Annotated in this window: 16 protein-coding genes; 12 read left to right on the top strand and 4 right to left on the bottom strand. The window is 39.2% G+C overall.

What is annotated here, in order from left to right; all coding sequences use genetic code 11:
- Positions 1-17: 17 nt before the first annotated feature.
- The 6 genes from ACQ4LT_RS11045 (at position 18) to ACQ4LT_RS11070 (ending at position 8,458) form a co-directional block, all read left to right on the top strand.
- Entirely contained in the window at positions 18-1,790 is a 1,773-nt protein-coding gene (locus ACQ4LT_RS11045; RefSeq protein ID WP_445666106.1) for a GspE/PulE family protein, read from the top strand.
- Positions 1,791-1,882: 92 nt separating this feature from the next.
- On the top strand, positions 1,883-2,386 hold the full coding sequence (locus ACQ4LT_RS11050; RefSeq protein WP_445666107.1) for a cyclic nucleotide-binding domain-containing protein: 504 nt from the start codon (positions 1,883-1,885) through the stop codon (positions 2,384-2,386).
- A 242-nt stretch (positions 2,387-2,628) separates the two neighbouring features.
- The gene (locus ACQ4LT_RS11055; protein WP_445666108.1) at positions 2,629-3,879 is read left to right on the top strand and encodes a type IV pilus twitching motility protein PilT; all 1,251 of its coding nucleotides are present in this window, start codon (positions 2,629-2,631) and stop codon (positions 3,877-3,879) included.
- 23 nt (positions 3,880-3,902) lie between these two features.
- Positions 3,903-5,606 carry a PilN domain-containing protein gene (locus ACQ4LT_RS11060; RefSeq protein ID WP_445666109.1) on the top strand — a complete coding sequence of 568 codons (1,704 nt, stop codon included), beginning with the start codon at positions 3,903-3,905 and terminating at the stop codon, positions 5,604-5,606.
- 19 nt (positions 5,607-5,625) lie between these two features.
- The gene (gene pilO / locus ACQ4LT_RS11065) at positions 5,626-6,504 is read left to right on the top strand and encodes a type 4a pilus biogenesis protein PilO (RefSeq protein WP_445666110.1); all 879 of its coding nucleotides are present in this window, start codon (positions 5,626-5,628) and stop codon (positions 6,502-6,504) included.
- Position 6,505: 1 nt separating this feature from the next.
- Positions 6,506-8,458 carry an SPOR domain-containing protein gene (locus ACQ4LT_RS11070; protein WP_445666111.1) on the top strand — a complete coding sequence of 651 codons (1,953 nt, stop codon included), beginning with the start codon at positions 6,506-6,508 and terminating at the stop codon, positions 8,456-8,458.
- A gap of 69 nt (positions 8,459-8,527) precedes the next feature.
- Here ACQ4LT_RS11070 and ACQ4LT_RS11075 read toward each other — a convergent pair whose 3' ends face one another.
- The 3 genes from ACQ4LT_RS11075 to ACQ4LT_RS11085 all read right to left on the bottom strand — a co-directional run bounded on the left by ACQ4LT_RS11075 (position 8,528) and on the right by ACQ4LT_RS11085 (position 11,717).
- Positions 8,528-9,625, bottom strand: a complete 1,098-nt coding sequence (locus ACQ4LT_RS11075) for an alanine racemase (RefSeq protein ID WP_445666112.1) — start codon at positions 9,623-9,625, stop codon at positions 8,528-8,530.
- Positions 9,626-9,705: 80 nt separating this feature from the next.
- Positions 9,706-10,923 (bottom strand): dipeptidase, encoded by a 1,218-nt coding sequence (locus ACQ4LT_RS11080; protein ID WP_445666113.1) that lies wholly within the window; start codon positions 10,921-10,923, stop codon positions 9,706-9,708.
- Positions 10,924-11,222: 299 nt separating this feature from the next.
- The gene (locus tag ACQ4LT_RS11085; protein ID WP_445666114.1) at positions 11,223-11,717 is read right to left on the bottom strand and encodes a hypothetical protein; all 495 of its coding nucleotides are present in this window, start codon (positions 11,715-11,717) and stop codon (positions 11,223-11,225) included.
- A 129-nt stretch (positions 11,718-11,846) separates the two neighbouring features.
- Here ACQ4LT_RS11085 and ACQ4LT_RS11090 point away from each other — a divergent pair, with 129 nt between their 5' ends.
- The 6 genes from ACQ4LT_RS11090 to ACQ4LT_RS11115 all read left to right on the top strand — a co-directional run bounded on the left by ACQ4LT_RS11090 (position 11,847) and on the right by ACQ4LT_RS11115 (position 17,603).
- Positions 11,847-11,975, top strand: coding sequence for a hypothetical protein (locus ACQ4LT_RS11090; protein ID WP_445666115.1), 129 nt, complete (start codon positions 11,847-11,849; stop codon positions 11,973-11,975).
- A 232-nt stretch (positions 11,976-12,207) separates the two neighbouring features.
- On the top strand, positions 12,208-12,972 hold the full coding sequence (locus ACQ4LT_RS11095) for a ParA family protein (protein WP_445666116.1): 765 nt from the start codon (positions 12,208-12,210) through the stop codon (positions 12,970-12,972).
- Between the two features lie 24 nt (positions 12,973-12,996).
- Positions 12,997-13,329, top strand: a complete 333-nt coding sequence (locus ACQ4LT_RS11100; RefSeq protein ID WP_445666117.1) for a hypothetical protein — start codon at positions 12,997-12,999, stop codon at positions 13,327-13,329.
- Between the two features lie 112 nt (positions 13,330-13,441).
- A complete protein-coding gene (locus ACQ4LT_RS11105) occupies positions 13,442-14,203 on the top strand; it encodes a GNAT family N-acetyltransferase (RefSeq protein WP_445666118.1) in 762 nt (253 codons plus the stop codon).
- Positions 14,204-14,205: 2 nt separating this feature from the next.
- Complete coding sequence (locus ACQ4LT_RS11110) at positions 14,206-14,988, top strand: lysophospholipid acyltransferase family protein (protein ID WP_445666119.1); 783 nt, start codon at positions 14,206-14,208, stop codon at positions 14,986-14,988.
- Between the two features lie 17 nt (positions 14,989-15,005).
- On the top strand, positions 15,006-17,603 hold the full coding sequence (locus ACQ4LT_RS11115; protein ID WP_445666120.1) for an alpha/beta fold hydrolase: 2,598 nt from the start codon (positions 15,006-15,008) through the stop codon (positions 17,601-17,603).
- 5 nt (positions 17,604-17,608) lie between these two features.
- Here the strand turns inward: ACQ4LT_RS11115 and ACQ4LT_RS11120 are convergent, their stop codons facing one another.
- Complete coding sequence (locus tag ACQ4LT_RS11120) at positions 17,609-18,160, bottom strand: tetratricopeptide repeat protein (RefSeq protein ID WP_445666121.1); 552 nt, start codon at positions 18,158-18,160, stop codon at positions 17,609-17,611.
- Positions 18,161-18,463 lie beyond the last annotated feature (303 nt).

Here is an 18,463-nt window from a genome sequence, read left to right on the forward strand (position 1 = left end):
AAATTGTTTCATTTTAAATGGGAAAAGTAAATACGCGTAGACATATTGGTGATATCCTGGTAAATAGGAGTATTATTACCAACGATGAGCTTATGGAGGCCCTGGCGATATTGCGGGAAGAGCCGGACTCTTCGAACCGACGCTTGGGACAGATTCTTTATCAGGATCTTGGAGTCGATCGGCACGAGGTGATGAGTGAGATTGCCTCGATATATGCTTTTGAGGAAGTATTTGCTGACCATGATACTATTGATGAAGAAACTATCGAAGATATTAAATCTCATATTGACGAACTTCCTACCGAAGTAGTCGATGAGTTAGTACATCAAAAAGCAGTACCCCTTCATGAAAGTGAGAACACATTAACGATTGCTGCTGCCGACCCTTCGGATCCCACGCTTTCAACGATTGTCAATAAGTTAAACTTTAAGCAGCACCAAATTGTCTATTGCCGGTATGAGCTGGTAGAACAGATTTTAACTCAGGTATATGAACAGAAGAACGAGTTTCTGGATCTACTCGAAGAGATTGAATACGATGAACCGGATTTAGAGGAAGATACCGAAGAAATTGATGAGGAGGAGATTGATGCAGAAATCAACCAGAGTATGCTTAACTCTCTGGTTGAGGGTTTTCTTGTGGAAGGCGTTCGCAAAGGCGTAAGCGATATTCATATTGTACCCTCTGGGCCTACATCAACAGATATCCGATTTCGTATTGATGGTAAGCTACAGCTCTGGCATCAACAGAATAATGTAAAACCGGAAGCTATATCGGCGGTTGTTAAAGATAAAACACGTAATGTGGATCGTTTCGAGCGTGATGCTTCGCAGGATGGTTTTATTCAGCGTCAGGTAGATGGGCACAACATCCGTTACCGGGTTTCCATTATGCCTATGGTAGGGGCACAGTTCGATCGAAAGTTTGAGTCCATTGTTATTCGTATTCTTGATGATCGGGAAGTTATTACAGATCTGGATGTGTTGGGGCTTCAGCAGAAGGCCAAAGAGGATTTTGTAAAAGCGATTGAAAAACCTTCGGGTATTGTCATTGTTACGGGGCCTACAGGAAGTGGTAAGTCAACGACCCTGGTTGCAGCCCTTTACTATGTGATTACTCCGGAAGTGAATGTACTCACGGTCGAAGAACCGGTCGAATATCTTATTGAAGGGGCCCGCCAGCTTAAAATTGGCACCAATATGACTTTTGATCTGGCAATGCGCGGTATCTTGCGTCACGATCCGGATATCGTACTTGTGGGTGAGATTCGCGATCTTAAAACGGCTGAGATTGCCATTAAATTGGCGAATACGGGTCACCTTACCTTTTCTACACTGCACACCAACGATGCGCCCAGTGCTATTTCCCGACTCTACAAGATGGGGGTTGAAACCTTTTTGATTGCGAATGCCGTTAATTTGATTATGGCTCAGCGCCTGATACGCACGCTTTGCAAGAATTGCAAGGAGGAATATGAGCCTCACATTGAAACAGCAAAAGGGGTAGGCTTTACCGAACAGGAATACGAAGAAACTACGTTTTACAAAGCAGTGGGGTGCGATAAATGTACCAATGGCTATAAGGGACGTACCGCTATTATGGAAGCTCTTTATTTTGATAAGGAGATTCGAAAAATGATTCTGGAATCAGGAGATGAGATTAATGAGGCCGCTATCAAGGAATATGCAATGAGTCAGGGAATGCTGAGTTTGCGGGGTTCCGGACGTGAGCGGATAAAGAATGGACTTACAACCATTGAAGAAATTGCAGCAATTACCATTGAAGATTAAAAAACTCTTAGACGTTTAGGGTAGTACTAAATAATCATTAATATTGTTAATGACTATAAGGGGTTAGCATAAGTTAAATTTGGAGATAAGTTATGGCAACTGATAACCAGGCAGAAAAAGAGGCAGCGCCCGAATACATCCGGCAGTTTTTAAAAGAACCGCCCTTGTTATTGAGGAATTTTCATTACGAAGATATTATGGAGTTTCTAAATTTAGGGATGGAAGAGCGGTTTGTTCAAGATGATGTAATTATAAACGAAGAAGAATATGTAAACTCTGCTTATCTGATATCAAAGGGTAAAGTTTCTATTTGGAAAGATAATATTCAGCTTGCAACCCTTACCAAGGGCGATTTTTTGGGAGAAACCTTTCTTTTCAGCAAAAATAACAGAATGGCTAAAGTCGTTTCGGAAGGGGACTCACAACTGCTCAAATTTGAACGATATGAAGCATTGAACTTTTTCCGTAAAAAACCGGAAAAGTTATTTAACATTTTTACACGTAATATTATTGAGATTCAGCAGAAGAAGATCAGTAATATGAATGTACAGTTATTACAGCTTAAAAAGCGTCTCTTAGACGATAGCAGTTGGTAAGTACTCTGTTTGTTTGCTTTATGTTGTATCCCCAACCCTGGCCACACAAAATATTTTTGGAAATATTAAAAATATTTAATGTTTTATGGTGTATCTTAAGAAAACAAGCATTTATTTGGATTAATAATCAGATGTATGTTCATTAATATTAAAATATCTCGTAACAAAGGACCTGATTACGGTTCTTAATGAATGGTAGGCTGCAATTATTAAATGAAGAAATACGAAAATTTAGGTTATAGATGGAAGTAGGGGTACAAAAAGATAAAGTTAAAGAACTAATCAAACCGCTTGCTGCTCAGCTCAATGACAGTTTGAAGGGATTGGAACGGCATAGAGAAATTGGCAAAATTATTGATAGCCAAGATGATAGCACTCGTGCCGAACTTCGTGATGTTATTGAGAATTTACTCCAAAGGATGTATGAGAATGAAGCTTCTGATATTGATCTTGGAGGCCCCGGTTGTGGTAATAAGGTTTGGTATCGTATTCATGGTGATAAGTCACCGGATAAAAGCGCACCTGAATTTAGTCTTATTGAAACCGATTTTTTGCTTCATAATTTAATAATGCCCAGCCAGCGAGAGCATCTGCTTGAAAATCGTAATTTAGACTTCTCCTATTCTCTATCGGGTACCGATTCAATAGCTGGTGCTCGTCGTTATCGTGCCGATATGTATTTTGACTTGGAGCACTTGGCGTTGAACATGCGTAAGATCGATAATGAAATTCGTCCCTTTAAAGGGCTCCACCTGCATCCCGAAGTAGCAAAAGCGCTTAGCCTTAAATATTATAAATATGGTATGACGCTTGTAACGGGAATTACAGGCTCAGGTAAATCATCAACGCTTGATACCGTAATTGATGCAAACAACCGAACGGTTGATTCTCATATTGTTATAATTGCTTCACCGGTAGAGCTTGTTCATGAGCCCAAAAAATCAGTAGTACGTCATCGTGAAGTAGGACGAGATGTTGGGTCATTTAAAGAAGGGGCTATACAGGCTCTTCGCCAAGATCCGGATATTATTGTTATCGGTGAGCTTCGTGATCCGGATACTATAATGACTGCTCTTGAGATTACAGACTCGGGACATAAAACGTTTGGAACACTCCATACAAGTTCGGCGATGGAAAGTATCGAGCGTATTCTTGGTGAGGTTCCGCCCGATGAACAAAATCGTGTGCGTACACGTCTGGCCGATGTGCTCACTTGCGTAATAAGTCAAAAGTTAATTCCCAGCCTTGACGGGAAACGAGTATTGGCCAAAGAAGTACTTATGGTAACCAGTTCAGTAAAAGCTGCCATCAGAAATAACAATGTCAATGAGATTTACCAGATGCTGATGGAGGGTAGTGAACAGGGGATGATGACCATGGAACAAGATCTTAAGCGCCTCTATGATCAGGGAAAAATTTCGCAGGAGGAGGCAATAAATAACGCTAATAATAAAAAGCGATTGAAACAGCTTATTTCAGAAGCTCAATATTAACCTACGACATATAACTTTACGGAATGTTTGGAAAAAATGAATATGTTGGTTTAGCAGTACAGGATGACCTTATCCGCGTGGCAAGGCTACGTGTAGACGGAAGTTCGGTTAAAGTTATTAAATTAGATCGCTTTTCTCTGGTAGAAAAAATTGAGGGCCAATCACAGAATATAAAACTCCAAGCAGATTCTGAAGAGGCCGATGCTTTTGATGAAGAAGAGGATGCAGATTCGATATTTGGTTTAGAAGAAGATGAAGAAAAATCTAAGGATGTTGAAGAAGAACTGGATTTATCTGGTTTAGAGGAGGGAGAGGAAGAGGATGAGGAAATGGAGCTTGACATGGTTGAAGAAGCCGAAGTTCCTCAATCCAATGAGCTTCTTATTTATGATATTCTCTCTGACATTAGCAATGAAAAAATTTATTTGGGATTAAATATTCCCGCCGGTCATACCATTTTTCAGGTTATTAGAGATACGGATTTTTCTGAAGTTAAACAGAAAGATCTTATCCAAGACCTTGAGGATAAGCTTGCATCTATCTACGGTACTCCCAAATCAAGTGATAACTATTCTTATGAAGTTCGTGAAGATGGATCACTCTTACTTGGCTCCGTTGAGGACGAATCAATCACCCTTAAGGCTGTAAACAGAGCTCGGGAGCTTTATACGGGAAAACTTGCCATACAAAGTGTTATCCCCGATGAGATTGCACTTGTTGGATTAGTACGGGCTAATTATGAGTTGGATCCTGATGAAATGACTGGAATTATCCAGTTTGGCAAGGAAAAGTGTCGTGTCGTTTTCATGAAAGGCGATGAGATATGGTTGGTTTCCCCTATAATCAATGAGGGGACCGAGAAGAAATCCTTCATGAATACGGTATTTAGTAAGATTCTTTTCCAGCTGGATACTGGGGAAGTACCCAGTTTGGATCGCATCCTTTTAGCCAATAATACCAGGGGAAGTGATGCGGTAGAGTTCTTTGAACAGAACTTTCCCGATATTCATGTTGAAAATCTTTCGCTGAAAGATGAGTTTATTGACAATGAAAGCGTGGATCCCTCCAGTATTCCATCATTTACGACTGCCATTGGTTCTGCATTGGCAGCTTCTGGGGCAAAAGATGATATTTTTCCAAACTTATCATTCGTCCCTAAATATGTTGAGGATCGCCAGAAGATATTTCAGCTGCAATGGCACGGTATGCTCATTCTATTCCTCATATTTTTAACTCCCATAACTTTTAATTATTTCTATACGCAGAATGCCCGACAGATAGATTCCTATGAGAGTGAGTTAAACCAAATGAATTCTCAGCTTGAACGATTAGAGCCTATTGTAAACGAAGTAGATGTTTTACAGGAGGATTTGTCGGTATTAAAAGAAAAGTTGACGATGTTAGATACGCTCGCACAGGGAAGTAAAGAATGGTCGGCAAAATTTAATTTGGTGAATAGAGGTTTTCAATCAGTAAGTAATACATGGTTAACCTCTTTTTCTCAATCCGGGGATGGTACATCTATTCAGGGATACACTTTATATAGAAATAGAATTCCCAGAATCGTAAATATTTTTGATGAGGCTACTCTGTTAAGTGTTAATAACGAAGAAATACGCGAAAAACAGGTGTATACATTTTCAATACTGATAAAATCTTTTGCCGCATCTGATTCCATTTATTCACCTTCATCGCCAGAAGAAGTAAAAAATCTGATAGGTAAATAATTTAGCAAAAACACGATATATGTCCTACGGTGTACGAAATACAATTATTCTTCTCGTTGTCTTGACCACTTTTATAGGTGGGGGATGGAGCTATATTTATTTTTATCAACAACCCACGTTGGAAGAGCTGGAGCAAAATGTCGAGCAAACGCGGCAAGAGTTGAATCAGAAACAGCAGAAAGCTGATCAATTGCCGATGCTGGAAAACCAGTTTAAGGAGGCTACGAAATTTTTCAATAATTATAATAAAGGGTTATATCCCAACAGTAATGAAGATAATGTCTATGATTTTCTGAACCGGGTAAATACGGGATCAGCCTATACAGAGTTTACCTTTAGTTTTTCGGATTCAACGACCTATAATCAGTATGGGGTGATTTCGATGCAGGTTACCGGTCAGGGATACTATCGAAATTTTATAAACTTTATCCGTCAAATCGAATTAAGTAAACCTTTAAATAAAGTTGGACAGGTCACTGTAAATCCCATTAATGAGCTGGATTCCTATGGAAAGGTTAATTATCAGTTTTCTTTGCAAAGTTTTTATGACCGTGTAAAATTATTGGGCGAAACAGACTTAGCAATTAATAATAACTTACGTGGATCAGTTTATAATCCATTTTATCCCTTGATAAGGTCGGTTAAAGAGAATGAGAATAATCTTGTCAATGTAGAAAATAGTAAGCTTTTGGCCATTAGTGCTGATAAAGTTTTTTTACTGGATCAACAGGGGATGATGCAACGACTTTCTGAAGGAGACGAAGTATATCTTGGAAAACTTTCATCAATAAATATTGATGAAGGAACCGCTTCTTTTACTCTTAACAAAGGTGGAATCGTTGAGCGAATAACCTTGCAGGTTAATAATGATGAAGATGAAAATGAAAGCAGTAATTAATATGAAATTATTTAGATACCAAAAAACGATACTTTTCGCACTGGCATTTCTTTTTGTTGCCATTGGTAGTGTGTATAGTCAAAACCGGGATAACCTGCCTGCAGAGTATAGAGAATATACGAATCCCGAAGAAGTTGTACGTTTTGATAGAACTACTTCATTTGCTCGTGCTGTTGATGTTATAAACGACTTTTCGCAAGAATTCCGAGGAAAAGCGGTTATCAATCGTACGGATACAGAGGGAGAAATTGGTATTCCGGTTCCACCGATGCATTGGATGGATGCCCTGAAGTTAATTTTGCGTGTTAATGAGCTTCACTTAGTTGACAAACAGGAGTTCTTGGAAATTGTAACCCGTGAGTCTATAGAAGCCGAAGCAGAAGGACAGGCGGCACCTCAAACAGCTGCGGGCGGTGGAGAAGGCGAAGGACCGGTAGCGACAACCCAAACACATGAAGTTAGAATAAACGCTATCTTTTTTGAAGGGAACCGCCGCGCTCTGCAAGAAATTGGTGTAGATTGGTCTACTATATCGGAAAACGTCCCTGAATCTGTACTTGGTGGTGGACAAGGCGGACAAGGTGGTGGAGGCCAAGGAGGCGGCCAAGGTGGACAAGGCGGGGGGCAAGTTCCCAGCTCAGAGTTTGATGGTCCCTTTGTACAAGTAAATTCAAAAGGAGCGCAGAACGTGTCTCAGGATGTGTTTAGTGCATTAGTTAATGTCGGTGAGATTGGGAATACCGGAATTGATGTGCAGGCACTATTTAGTGCATTTGAAGCTGATAACCTTGGTGAAATTCTTGCCTCACCCACCGTAAAAGTGATGGATGGACAGGAAGGGAATATCCAGGTAGGACAGGACTTTTCCATCAAGCAGCGCGATATCGCGGGTAATGTAGTGGAACAATTTTTCTCAGTTGGTACTATCCTTACGGTTACTCCGCAGGTTATTACTCAGCAAGATACGACTTTTATCCATCTTAATATTGATGCTGAAAGATCATCAGCACAACCTGATCCGGTAAGTACCATTATTAATAAGCAGGAAGCTACAACACAGGCACTGTTGCTCGATGGAGAAGCAACGGTAATAGCAGGATTATATAGGACTGAAAAAGCTGACGTTCGACGGGGTATTCCCGTTTTAAAAGATCTTCCCCCGTGGTTCTTTGGGTTGCGATACCTGTTTGGATATGAGTCTCATGATTACCAGATGAGAGAGCTTGTAATATTGATTCAGGCATCTTTAGAACCTACTATACCGGAACGGTATGGTAAAGAGGATTTCAGAAATAAGTATGAAGTTCTCCAGAATGAACGAGAGCGTATGCAGGATGAGGCTTCAAAAGGTCAAGAAATATTGAATCGTGAGAATAAAGACCTGCAAGAAGTTTTTGATGGTGAAACAGAAGAAGATGATCCCCAGTCTCAGGAAAAACAAAAAGAAGACAAGCCTGAACCGGACTCTAAACCTGAGAAAAAAGATCAAAGTGATGATCAAGAAGCTAAGAATACTGAACCCGATTCGTTAGATCAGGAAAGTGATCAGCAGGATCAGCCCGAAACTATTAAGGATCCGGAAGTAAAGACTGAGAAAGTCGAACTTAATCTTGGGGGAGAAAAGAATGATAGTGTTAAAACAGTTGCTGAGAGCCAAGAGAATGACTCTCAGCCTGAAACACTGGAATCCAGAAATAATAATGGTGAACAAAACAGCGAAACGCTTGCCACCTATTATATTGTTGGCGGATCATTTCAGGTTCTGGAAAATGCAGAAAAGCATAAACAAGAACTTTCTGAGAAAGGATTTAATGCTTCAATAATTAAGATGCAGGATTCAGATATTAACCTTGTCACTTTCCAGGGATTTGATAATGTGAACAGTGCTGAAAAAGCGCTTGCTGATATCCGGCAAAATCAGAATTCCGAAGCTTGGTTATATAAAGCGAAATAAATCTAATTCACATTTTAAGATATATACTTTTAAAGGCACTCAAGTAATTGAGTGCCTTTTTTTAATGAATTATTTTATCATATTAATTGTGATTCTATCTCTATCTGTTAATTGATACTCTCCCATAAGATTAGCAGTAAGGCATGAATGTACGGGCAGGATGGTTATAGTATCACCAATATTATAATTCTTGAATACGTGATTGGAGCAGTAGATAATGCCGTGCTCTTGGGAGAGCTTTGTAAGGTGTGGAGTATGATCTAAAGGCTCCCAATGCTCATCAACTTTTTTCACAACAGCTCCGTAATGAGTGAGTTCCTTTTCAGTGATTGATTCTTTGGAAAAGTGGACTGCTCCTCCATGAATAATCAGTTCGTTTCTTTCGGGATATTTATCTACAACAGGACATTCCATTGCAACGGCAATATTTGAAGGTGTACAACTTCCAATTTGATTTTGCATTAGGTCATAAAACACAAAGTTACCCGGACTTATAGCATCAATTGGACCAAAGCTTTCGGCAGCGGAACAACAAGGGGTATCACCGGAACATATTTCAAAGGTTTCAAAGTCTGGCTCAATATTATTTTTCAAGTATTTAAACTGACTGATAACCGATTCATGAATCTCTAATATCTGTTGTTGGGAACGGCAACGGTATGAATGACCGGGATGAGAATAGAATCCTAACCAGCTGATATATTTTGTTTTTTTAATGGCAGTTATTAGCTCTTGTATTGCTGTGATACTATCAGAAGTAAAACCTGTTCTGGCTGATCCGGTATTAATTTCGATATAGGTATTAATCGGGCTTGTCAGATGTTCTTCTAAAAGTTTGACCGTTTTCGGCTTATTAATCAGTAATGTAAGAGAAATGTTCTGGGCAAGCTCGTTCAGCGCTTGAACCTGGCCGACATTACAGGGGAAAGCAATGGTGATATCTTCCCAACCGTTTTCAGCAAAATACTGAGCCATAGCTACAGAAGATACCGTGATTGCCGAAACTCCCGCTTCCTTTATCCATTCTCCCACCTGTGCTGATTGATGGGTTTTCATATGGGGTTTGAAGCGCAAGTTATGTTGTTGAGCTTTATTAGCCATCCGCCTGATATTAGCTTTGCAAATATCTTTATCCAACAGGAGCGTGGGAGTTGTAATCTTTTGCATGGGCACAAATTTGTTTAGGATTAAAAAAGCCCCGACCAAATATTCCTCAGCCGGGGCGTTAAATTTATTTACCGAATAGTTTAATTATCTGATTGTTCCATGTTATCAGCAACCTCGTTTACTTTATTCCAGACTCTGAAAATATTCCCGGAGGCAATTTTTTCAATTTCCTCTTCCGTGTATCCACGCTCTAAGAGTTCGGCGAATAGGTTGGGATAGGTGGATACATCTTTAAGTCCTGTTGGCAGGGTAGGGCCTACGCCATCGTAGTCTGAGCCTAATCCTACATGATCGATACCTACCAAGTTAACAACATGGTCGATATGATCGGCTACCTTTTCCACAGTGCTAAATTTGAAATTTTCCTGAAAATATTCCGACCGGAACTCATCTGCTTCTTTACTATCCGGATCTAAATCTTTTTCCTTAATACGTTGAGCCATTTCTTGTCGTACCTTTTCCCGACTGTTTTGGGATACACTATCCAAAAAAGTAGAGCCAAAATTAATCATGATAACGCCGTCATTTTCGCCAAGACGTTTTATAAGGTCATCACTCATATTTCGTTCAAATCCGGGCGTGAAATGCCTGCTTGAGGAGTGCGTAGCCACAACAGGTGCTTTAGTTACATCCATAACATCATAAAAAGCGCTGTCGGTAATATGAGATACATCCACCATCATTCCCAGTCGGTTCATCTCTTTCACAACTTTTTTACCGTAATTACTTAAACCGTTGTGCGTATCTTTGGTGGTATCATAAGAAGAGTCGCTGAGGCGGTTATCCTTTGCATGAGCAAGAGTGATATAGCGGACTCCGCGATCGTAGAAGTGTTGCACGTTCGATAAATCTTCTCCCACAGGAGCTCCGTTTTCGATTCCCATAGGCAGTGAAATTAACCCCTTTTCAAAGTTATTTTGTATCTCATCCGGTGATGTAGCAATAGCAAATTTATCGGGATTGTTATTAGTTATGCCCTCCACCATATCGATAAGACTGTCAGCAGCAGCTTTAGCTCCACCGGTTTCTTGATACTCTACCGGGATATAAATAGACATGAATGGAGCATCTAATCCACCTTCTTTTGCTCGGGGATAATCAAAATCCAGATCGGGTGCTGCCTTTGAAATATCCACCCATTCGTCTTTTAGCTGATAGGGGACATCAATATGTCCATCTACAATAATTACTTTTTGTGCAAGCTCATTTGCCTGTTGTTGATACTGATTAGTTTCGGTACAGCTGGCAAAAACCAGTACCAATAAAAGTACAACGCTGATATTTTTTATACTTTCCATCCTTTAATTTATTTAGTTAAAAAAGTTTGTTTTGAATGTTGGTCAAAAAATGATCCTTTGCAAATATTATAAATTATTTTACAACATTATGGATAATGGAAGTTTTTTAAAATCTCCAGTTTCCAATCGGAACGGCTTGAAGATTGCTTTTCAACTCTTTCCAAAGAAATAGGCGGCAGTCTGGCGTTAGGTTACATGTTCGTTATAGTGAGTTCACGCATCCGAATATTGATGAGTCTGCTAAGATTATAACTATTGTTGTTACTTTAACTGGTATCTGAGCTGTAAATAGGGTAAATCTATTGGGATGCGTTCTTAAAGAATTGGAGAATTTCTTCTCGGGAATTTTTGCTGAACAAAAGGGGACGTCCACTGAATTCAAACATATTTAGGTCTTTATCGGTATCGGTGAAACTGACCTTAAAGGTTTTGATTGATGGTTTTAGTTTACGTAGTAAAAAATTTACTCCCGATGTAGTAGGATATATCTCTTTGATAGTGTCTTTTTCGAATTGTTCCTCATGAATATTTCTACCATTTTTTTGATACGAGACAAGGACGATTTTGTCAGTAATCTTTAGTGTTATCTCAATAGGCCCGTTCATAATTTGCAGGTAGCAAAGAATCATCATTGCAAAAAAAATAAATGCTACCAACCTTGTAATACCTATCCAAAATGGATCATCTATATTCCAGAATACAGTAAAAGTAATTGCAGACAATACTGCCGAAATAATGGCTCCGGTTTTCCAGAAATCATAATTTTCTTCTGAAATAGTTATTGATTTATCCATTAGGCAATTTTGAGGTTAAGAGTTAAATTGTTAGTAAGATATCGATTTATATTTGCAACTCAACAACCGGTCTGGTAGATTACTTTTAAAGCAAATAGGTTAATAAACTGGTAAAACAAATTATAGATTATGGCTTCAAAAAAGAAAGATTCTGAAGGTAAAACAATAGCTATTGCTGTTATTTTGTTTGCCGCTGGACTGGTTGCATTTATTTATGCCATCCAATTTATTATTGGCTATTTCTTTCCCAATTTTTAGCTTCTCTCGAACAGAATATCTCTTATATTTTTAACATTGCCATACAGATAGATTATTATTTGTATTAGCTATTACTAAACCCCTTCTGAGTGGCAGTAGAGTTTATTATTTGGAAATATTAAAAAATTTTAATATTTCTGTAACAAATCACCGATGAAGCTCTCTATTAAATACAAAGGGCATTGCCCAGGTTAATAATTAATATTCGGGAATATATAAACGGTATGAACGTATGAAAACAATAGCTTTTACCAATCAGAAAGGCGGAGTAGGAAAAACTACATCAACAATTAATGTCGGCGCCGGACTTGCCCGGGATGGGTTTGAGGTTTTGTTGGTTGATTTGGATCCCCAGGCAAATCTCACATATTCGCTTCGATTAAGCTCCAATCGTTTGGAAAATAGCATTTATAATGTCTTGAAGGGGGAAGTAGAGGCTGATGATGCTATTATAAGTCATAATGGTTTTGATATAATGCCTTCTTCTATTGATCTGTCAGGAGCTGAAATGGAGTTTGCCAATGAACCTGCTCGCGAAATGATGCTTAAGAATAAATTGAGCACCTTATCAAAGGACTATGACTATATCTTGATTGATTGTCCGCCCAATCTGGGATTGTTGACGCTCAATGCTTTTACAGCTGTTAAGGAAATCTTTATTGTGCTCCAGTCGGAGTATTTAGCATTACATGGGCTGTCAAAGCTGATGGACGTTATCCAGATTGTAAAAGAGCGATTGAATCCTGAAATTGAAATAAGCGGTATTATTTGTACGCTGTTTGACGGGCGGAAAAATCTCAACAATGAGGTTGTGGACCATATAAAGGACTATTTCGGGGATAAAGTTTTTGATACGATAATCAGAGATAATGTGGCGTTGGCAGAGGCACCGAGTCATCACAAAACTATTTTCGAATACGCACCTGAGAGCCATGGGGCAAAAGACTACAAGGCGCTGGCTCAGGAAATAAGAAATGGTCAGTTGCAACACGCGTAGAATATTAATAGGGATCAGCTTATTATGTCAAAGAAGAAGAGTTTAGGGAGTAGTCCCATTAGTTTTAAATCACAAAAAAGTGCAATGGGATTTATTCCTGATCGTGGTGTATCAGATAAAAAAAAGGATACAGATACTGCTGTTATAACTACAAAACAAAATAGGGACGAGAGGTGTGAAAACGGGAACAATGATACGTCCCGCAAAAATGAAAAAAAGAATAAAAAGAAAATTGTCAGCTATTACTTGGAAACCGACCTAATCGACAAAGTGAAATCGATGGCTGATAAAAAGGATATGTATTACTCTGCCTTGATAACGGTGGCTCTTAAAAATTGGATTGCTAAAAACAACTGATATTTCCGCTTATCTATTTAAAAATCAGGTTATAAAATCATTTTTCGATTCTTTTTTTATCTTCAGTTGCTTATTCTAAGGGACCACTAAGTATAACAGAGCTTTTTACCCTGTGGATAAAACATTATCGGGACAATTATTTGCCACCAATCGGTATAGCCTGCAGTTTGCCAAGACAGAAGCAGAGTTACGTGCTGCTCAATCACTGCGATATCGCGTATTTAACCTGGAGCTTGGCGAAGGATTGGAAAAATCCCATCAGCAGTGTCTTGATGTTGACCAATATGATTTGCAATGTGACCATCTTATTGTTGTAGATCGTAAAACAGACGGTGTGATTGGTACCTATCGATTACAAACCTATCAGAAAGCAATTCAAAGACATGGGTTATATACATCTGATGAATTTGATTTGTCTTCTATTCCACAAGAAATTTTAAAACAGACGGTAGAAGTAGGTCGAGCGTGTATCCAAAAAGAGCACCGTAATGGACGTGTGCTGTATTTGTTATGGCGGGGGATAGCAAAGTATATGGAAATAACCGATTTGCGCTATTTGTTGGGATGCTGTTCTATCAAAAGTACAAATCCTGCCGAAGGATGGACGGTATGGGATTATTTGCGAGAAAATGATCACATCCACAGTTCTTTAAGTGTTGATACCAAAGATGATTATCATTGTCCGGATGTTGATAGGGATGCCGAAGCCTGGAAACATATAACTTTGCCTCAATTATTTAATCTCTATATTGATTTAGGAGCCAAAACCTTATCGAAACCAGCCTTGGATAGAGCGTTCCAAACAATTGATTTTTTAATATTGGTAGATCTTGAGAACCTTGATGAGCGTTCAAGAACACTATTTTTTCGATAGTTATGAAAAATATGATTGAGAATACAAGGGCAATTCTACGTCTCATACTTTTTTTTCTGCTTACTTTATGTACGGTAATTTCGGTTGGCATAGGTAATATTCTCTTTCGTTTTATAAAACCGTCGATGGTTACCAAATGGAAAAACCGTATAATAACTATTTGGGCTTCGCTAACAGCCAACATTATGGGACTTAATATTTCTTCTGAAGGATTACCGCCCAAGCCTCCTTTTTTCCTTGTTTCCAACCATTTAAGTTATATGGACGTGGTGCCGCTATGGTATTTTTTGGATGGTACTTTTATTGCCAAAAGTGAAATAGCCTCATGGCCGTTTTTTGGATGGGGCACTCGAACTCTGGGGGTTCTTTTTATTAATAGAAAGTTACAGGGCGATGTACGTCGGATGAATAATCGTGTAGAAGAAACGATATCTGATTCGGAGGGTATCATCTTATTTCCCGAGGGAACAAGCTCGAAAGGGGAAAGGGTTTTACCTTTTAATTCCTCTTTGTTAAACTATCCGGCGGAAAAAGAAATGCCGGTCAGTAGTACAGCTATTTCATATTGTTCTGTAGATGCCGACCGTCCGGCATGGTCACACGTTTGTTGGTGGGGAGATATGGCTTTCTTGCCTCATTTTTGGGAGCTGCTGAAAATAAAAAGGGTTGATGTCACGATCAGTTTTGGAGACAAAATTACTGGTAATAATAGAAAGGAGCTCGCAAAACAGTTGCAAAAAGAAGTATCACGATTGTTTGTTCCAATTGTTGATTCAAAAAATTAATAGCAGAGATTAATTAGATGTTAAAGGGCATAAAAGGCTGGAAAAAATACGTTTTAATTTATCTCGTTGTTCTGGCATTATCTCATTTTGTAACAAGCTTTTTTCAAAGTCCATTACCTGATCAAGAAGATCCCAATAAAACCGTACAGCTGAATGTCGTCAATGCCGATCAGTCACTTTCTGATGAGGAGATTACCATTGGGTATCAGGATATTTATAGGGGATCAGAAGATAATCCTTCCGTTTTGTTGCTTTTGCCCGGTGGACCGGAGGGGCCGGAGTTATTTGAAGAGATAATCCCGAATTTATCTTCAGAATTGAGGGTTTTAGTACCCCATTTGCCGGGTTATGGAGGTAAAAACGATGATCTTCCAAGCTATTCGTTTAGGAGCTCATCGGTATACACTTCACAGTTCTTAGATTCGCTAAATATTTCCAGTGCCCATGCTTTTGGTTTTGGATTGGGAGGTCCCAGTGCCATTCATTTAGCACATAAACATCCGCAAAAAATAGCCTCGGTGGGGCTTATTGCCTCAGTAGGGGTTCAAGAGTTGGAACTATTAGGGAGCTATCGCTTAAATCATACGGTGCATGGCATACAGTTGGGAGCAGTATGGCTGTTACACAATGCCGTTCCGCATTTCGGGCTTTTTAAAGCTATTGATATTGATGTTTCTTATGCTAAAAGGCACTATGAGTCAGATCAGAGGCCGCTTCGATCCCACCTTAAACAGCTTGACAAGCCCATGATCATATTGCATGGTAAGGAAGATCCTTTGGTGCCTCTGGCCGTTGCCCAGGAGCATTACCGGATTGTTCCGCAAAGCAAGTTGCAATTATATGATGCAGATCACGATCTCTTGGAGACCCATAGTGATTCGGTTGGTCAGACCATTAAATCATTTATTGCTGAAGTTGAGAAAGGTACTGCAACTACGGTATCTGATGCTTCAAAAGAACGTATAAAAGCAGCTGATAAGTCGTTTTCAAATGTCGAGTTTGCAAAATTCGAAGGCATTTCACTTCTAATCATTATGCTGATTATCATTTTAGGTACGCTGATCAGTGAAGACTTAACCTGTATTGGGGCGGGTTTGCTGGTAGCACGGGGACTTATCGGGTTTTGGCCTGCAACACTGGCTTGTTTCCTCGGTATTTTAATTGGGGATGTAGGACTTTACGTGGCCGGAAGGGTGCTGGGGCGACCTGCGATTAAAAAAGCACCTTTAAAATGGATTATTTCAGAAAAAGATCTTGAGAAAAGTGCGCAGTGGTTTAAGGTAAAGGGACCGGCAATTATTATAGCAACCCGATTTTTGCCGGGCAGCAGAATTCCAACATATTTTAGTGCAGGGGTAATTCGAGCCGGTTTTTGGATGTTTATCTTTTATTTTATTCTTGCCGGACTTGTTTGGACGCCCATGCTTGTGGGAATCTCTAAATTACTCGGAAACGAATTACTACGCTATTTTGCGGTTTATCATGATTATGCTATCTGGGTATTTCTGGGGGCTGTGGGGAGTATTATTATGTTTATAAAATTGATTATTCCCGCCTTCAGTTATAAAGGCCGACGACTTTTGTTGTCCCGATATCGAAAATTAACGCGCTGGCAATATTGGTGGCCTATGGTCATTTATACCCCCGTAACGCTATATATCATTTATTTAGGCGTCAAATATCGTTGCTTTACGTTGTTTACTGCCGTTAATCCTGCTATTCCTGACGGTGGATTTGTAGGAGAATCTAAGAGTGCTATTCTGGATTTATTTGGAGACTCATCAGCAGTAGCTTTGTATAAAAAAATCTCTTTTGATGAGAAATTAGAAAATATGCTTGAAGCTGCTGACCAATTTTTAAAAGAGAATGATTTGAGTTTTCCGGTTGTGCTAAAACCGGATGTAGGGGAAAGAGGGAAGGGAGTTGAGGTCATAAAAGATCGATATGCTTTACAGGATTATCTTTCCGAGTGTTCTGAGGATATCATTATCCAAGAATTTATAGATGGTAAGGAAGTGGGAGTCTTCTATTATCGAAAACCCGAAGAGGAGCAAGGCGATATTTTTTCTATTACCAAAAAAGAACTCCCCACACTGGTCGGAGATGGGCAAAAAACAGTGCAAGAGCTTATTTTGTCAGATGATATAACCGTGAATATGGGCAAAGAGTATCTCAAGCAAAATGAAGAACTCTTGTTCGAGATACCGGATAATGGAGAAACAATAACTTTGGTTGATTTAGGAACACATGCCCGTGGTGCTATCTTTTTTGATGGCGAGGAGCTTATTACCGAAGCCTTAACAAGGAGGATGAATGAAATTTGTAAATCAGCAAAAGGCTTTTACTTCGGAAGGTTTGATATAAAAGTTCCAGATTACGACCAATTAAAAGAAGGAAGTAATTTAAAAGTAATTGAGGTAAATGGCGTAACTTCCGAATCAACAAATATTTATGACGATAACTATTACTTTATTGATGGGCAGAAAATATTAATGGAGCAGTGGGAAATTGCTTTTGAAATAGCAGATCAGCTAAGGAAAAATGGGAGGGAGGTATCGCTACTCTTCCCATTTCTAAAAAGGGTTTTCAATCAAATGGTGAAAACAAAAGAGTGATACTGTTAGAAGTATTTTTCTAACATCTCGTTGGCTTTATCATGATTAAGTTCAGCCGCCTGACGCAAGTCCTGCTCTGCTTTATCCATCTGCTCGGATATCATGTAGCTGCATCCGCGGTTAAATAACAGTTCCATATCTTGCGGATTGTTTTCAAGTGCTTTTGTAAAGTGAATAATGGCTTGTTCATGTTCTTCCAACATATGGGCATAGACCATGGCGGCTCCCTGTTGGGCAATCGTATTATCAGCATTTACATCGATGGCTTTTTTAAATTGCGCAAGCGCCTTTTGAGGCTTCCCATTATTGTGATAGAGCGTACCTAACAGTTGATAGAGCTGATCATCGTCCGGAAGTTGATCTAAAGCAAACAGAAGAAATTTTTCAGCTTCTTCGTCATCATCCAAAACTTTAATGAGTGCCTTATTTCGAAGGGCTTTTGGGTGGCCCGGCTCTCTGTTTAAAACTTGATTAAACAGTCGCAGTGCATGCTCATGGTTTTGCTTATCTAAATACTCTTTAGCCCGGTTATAAATTTTTTCTGTCTTCTGACCCATAAATTGTTTGAGAGTTCTCTTTTTTAAGTTTTATAGTAATTTTATCAGTGTATGAAAGGTTAATTTGACCAGTTTTTTGTTTTTTTCTGAAGGAATCAATGGCGATCATATTGTTAAGAACATTGGTAAGTACTGTCGGTACCGAATCGTCATTAATAACCGCATCCGAGAAAGCTTTTGCCTGCAGGGTATATTGATTTACAGGCAGAAAAGTGATCTCTTCTTTTCGTCAATTTATATGCAGCTAAACTCTTGTTGTATTACGGGAATATCTTTTTCAACGCCTATCCTTGCGGTACTCAG

It is taken from the genome of Fodinibius sp. AD559, from assembly GCF_052712805.1.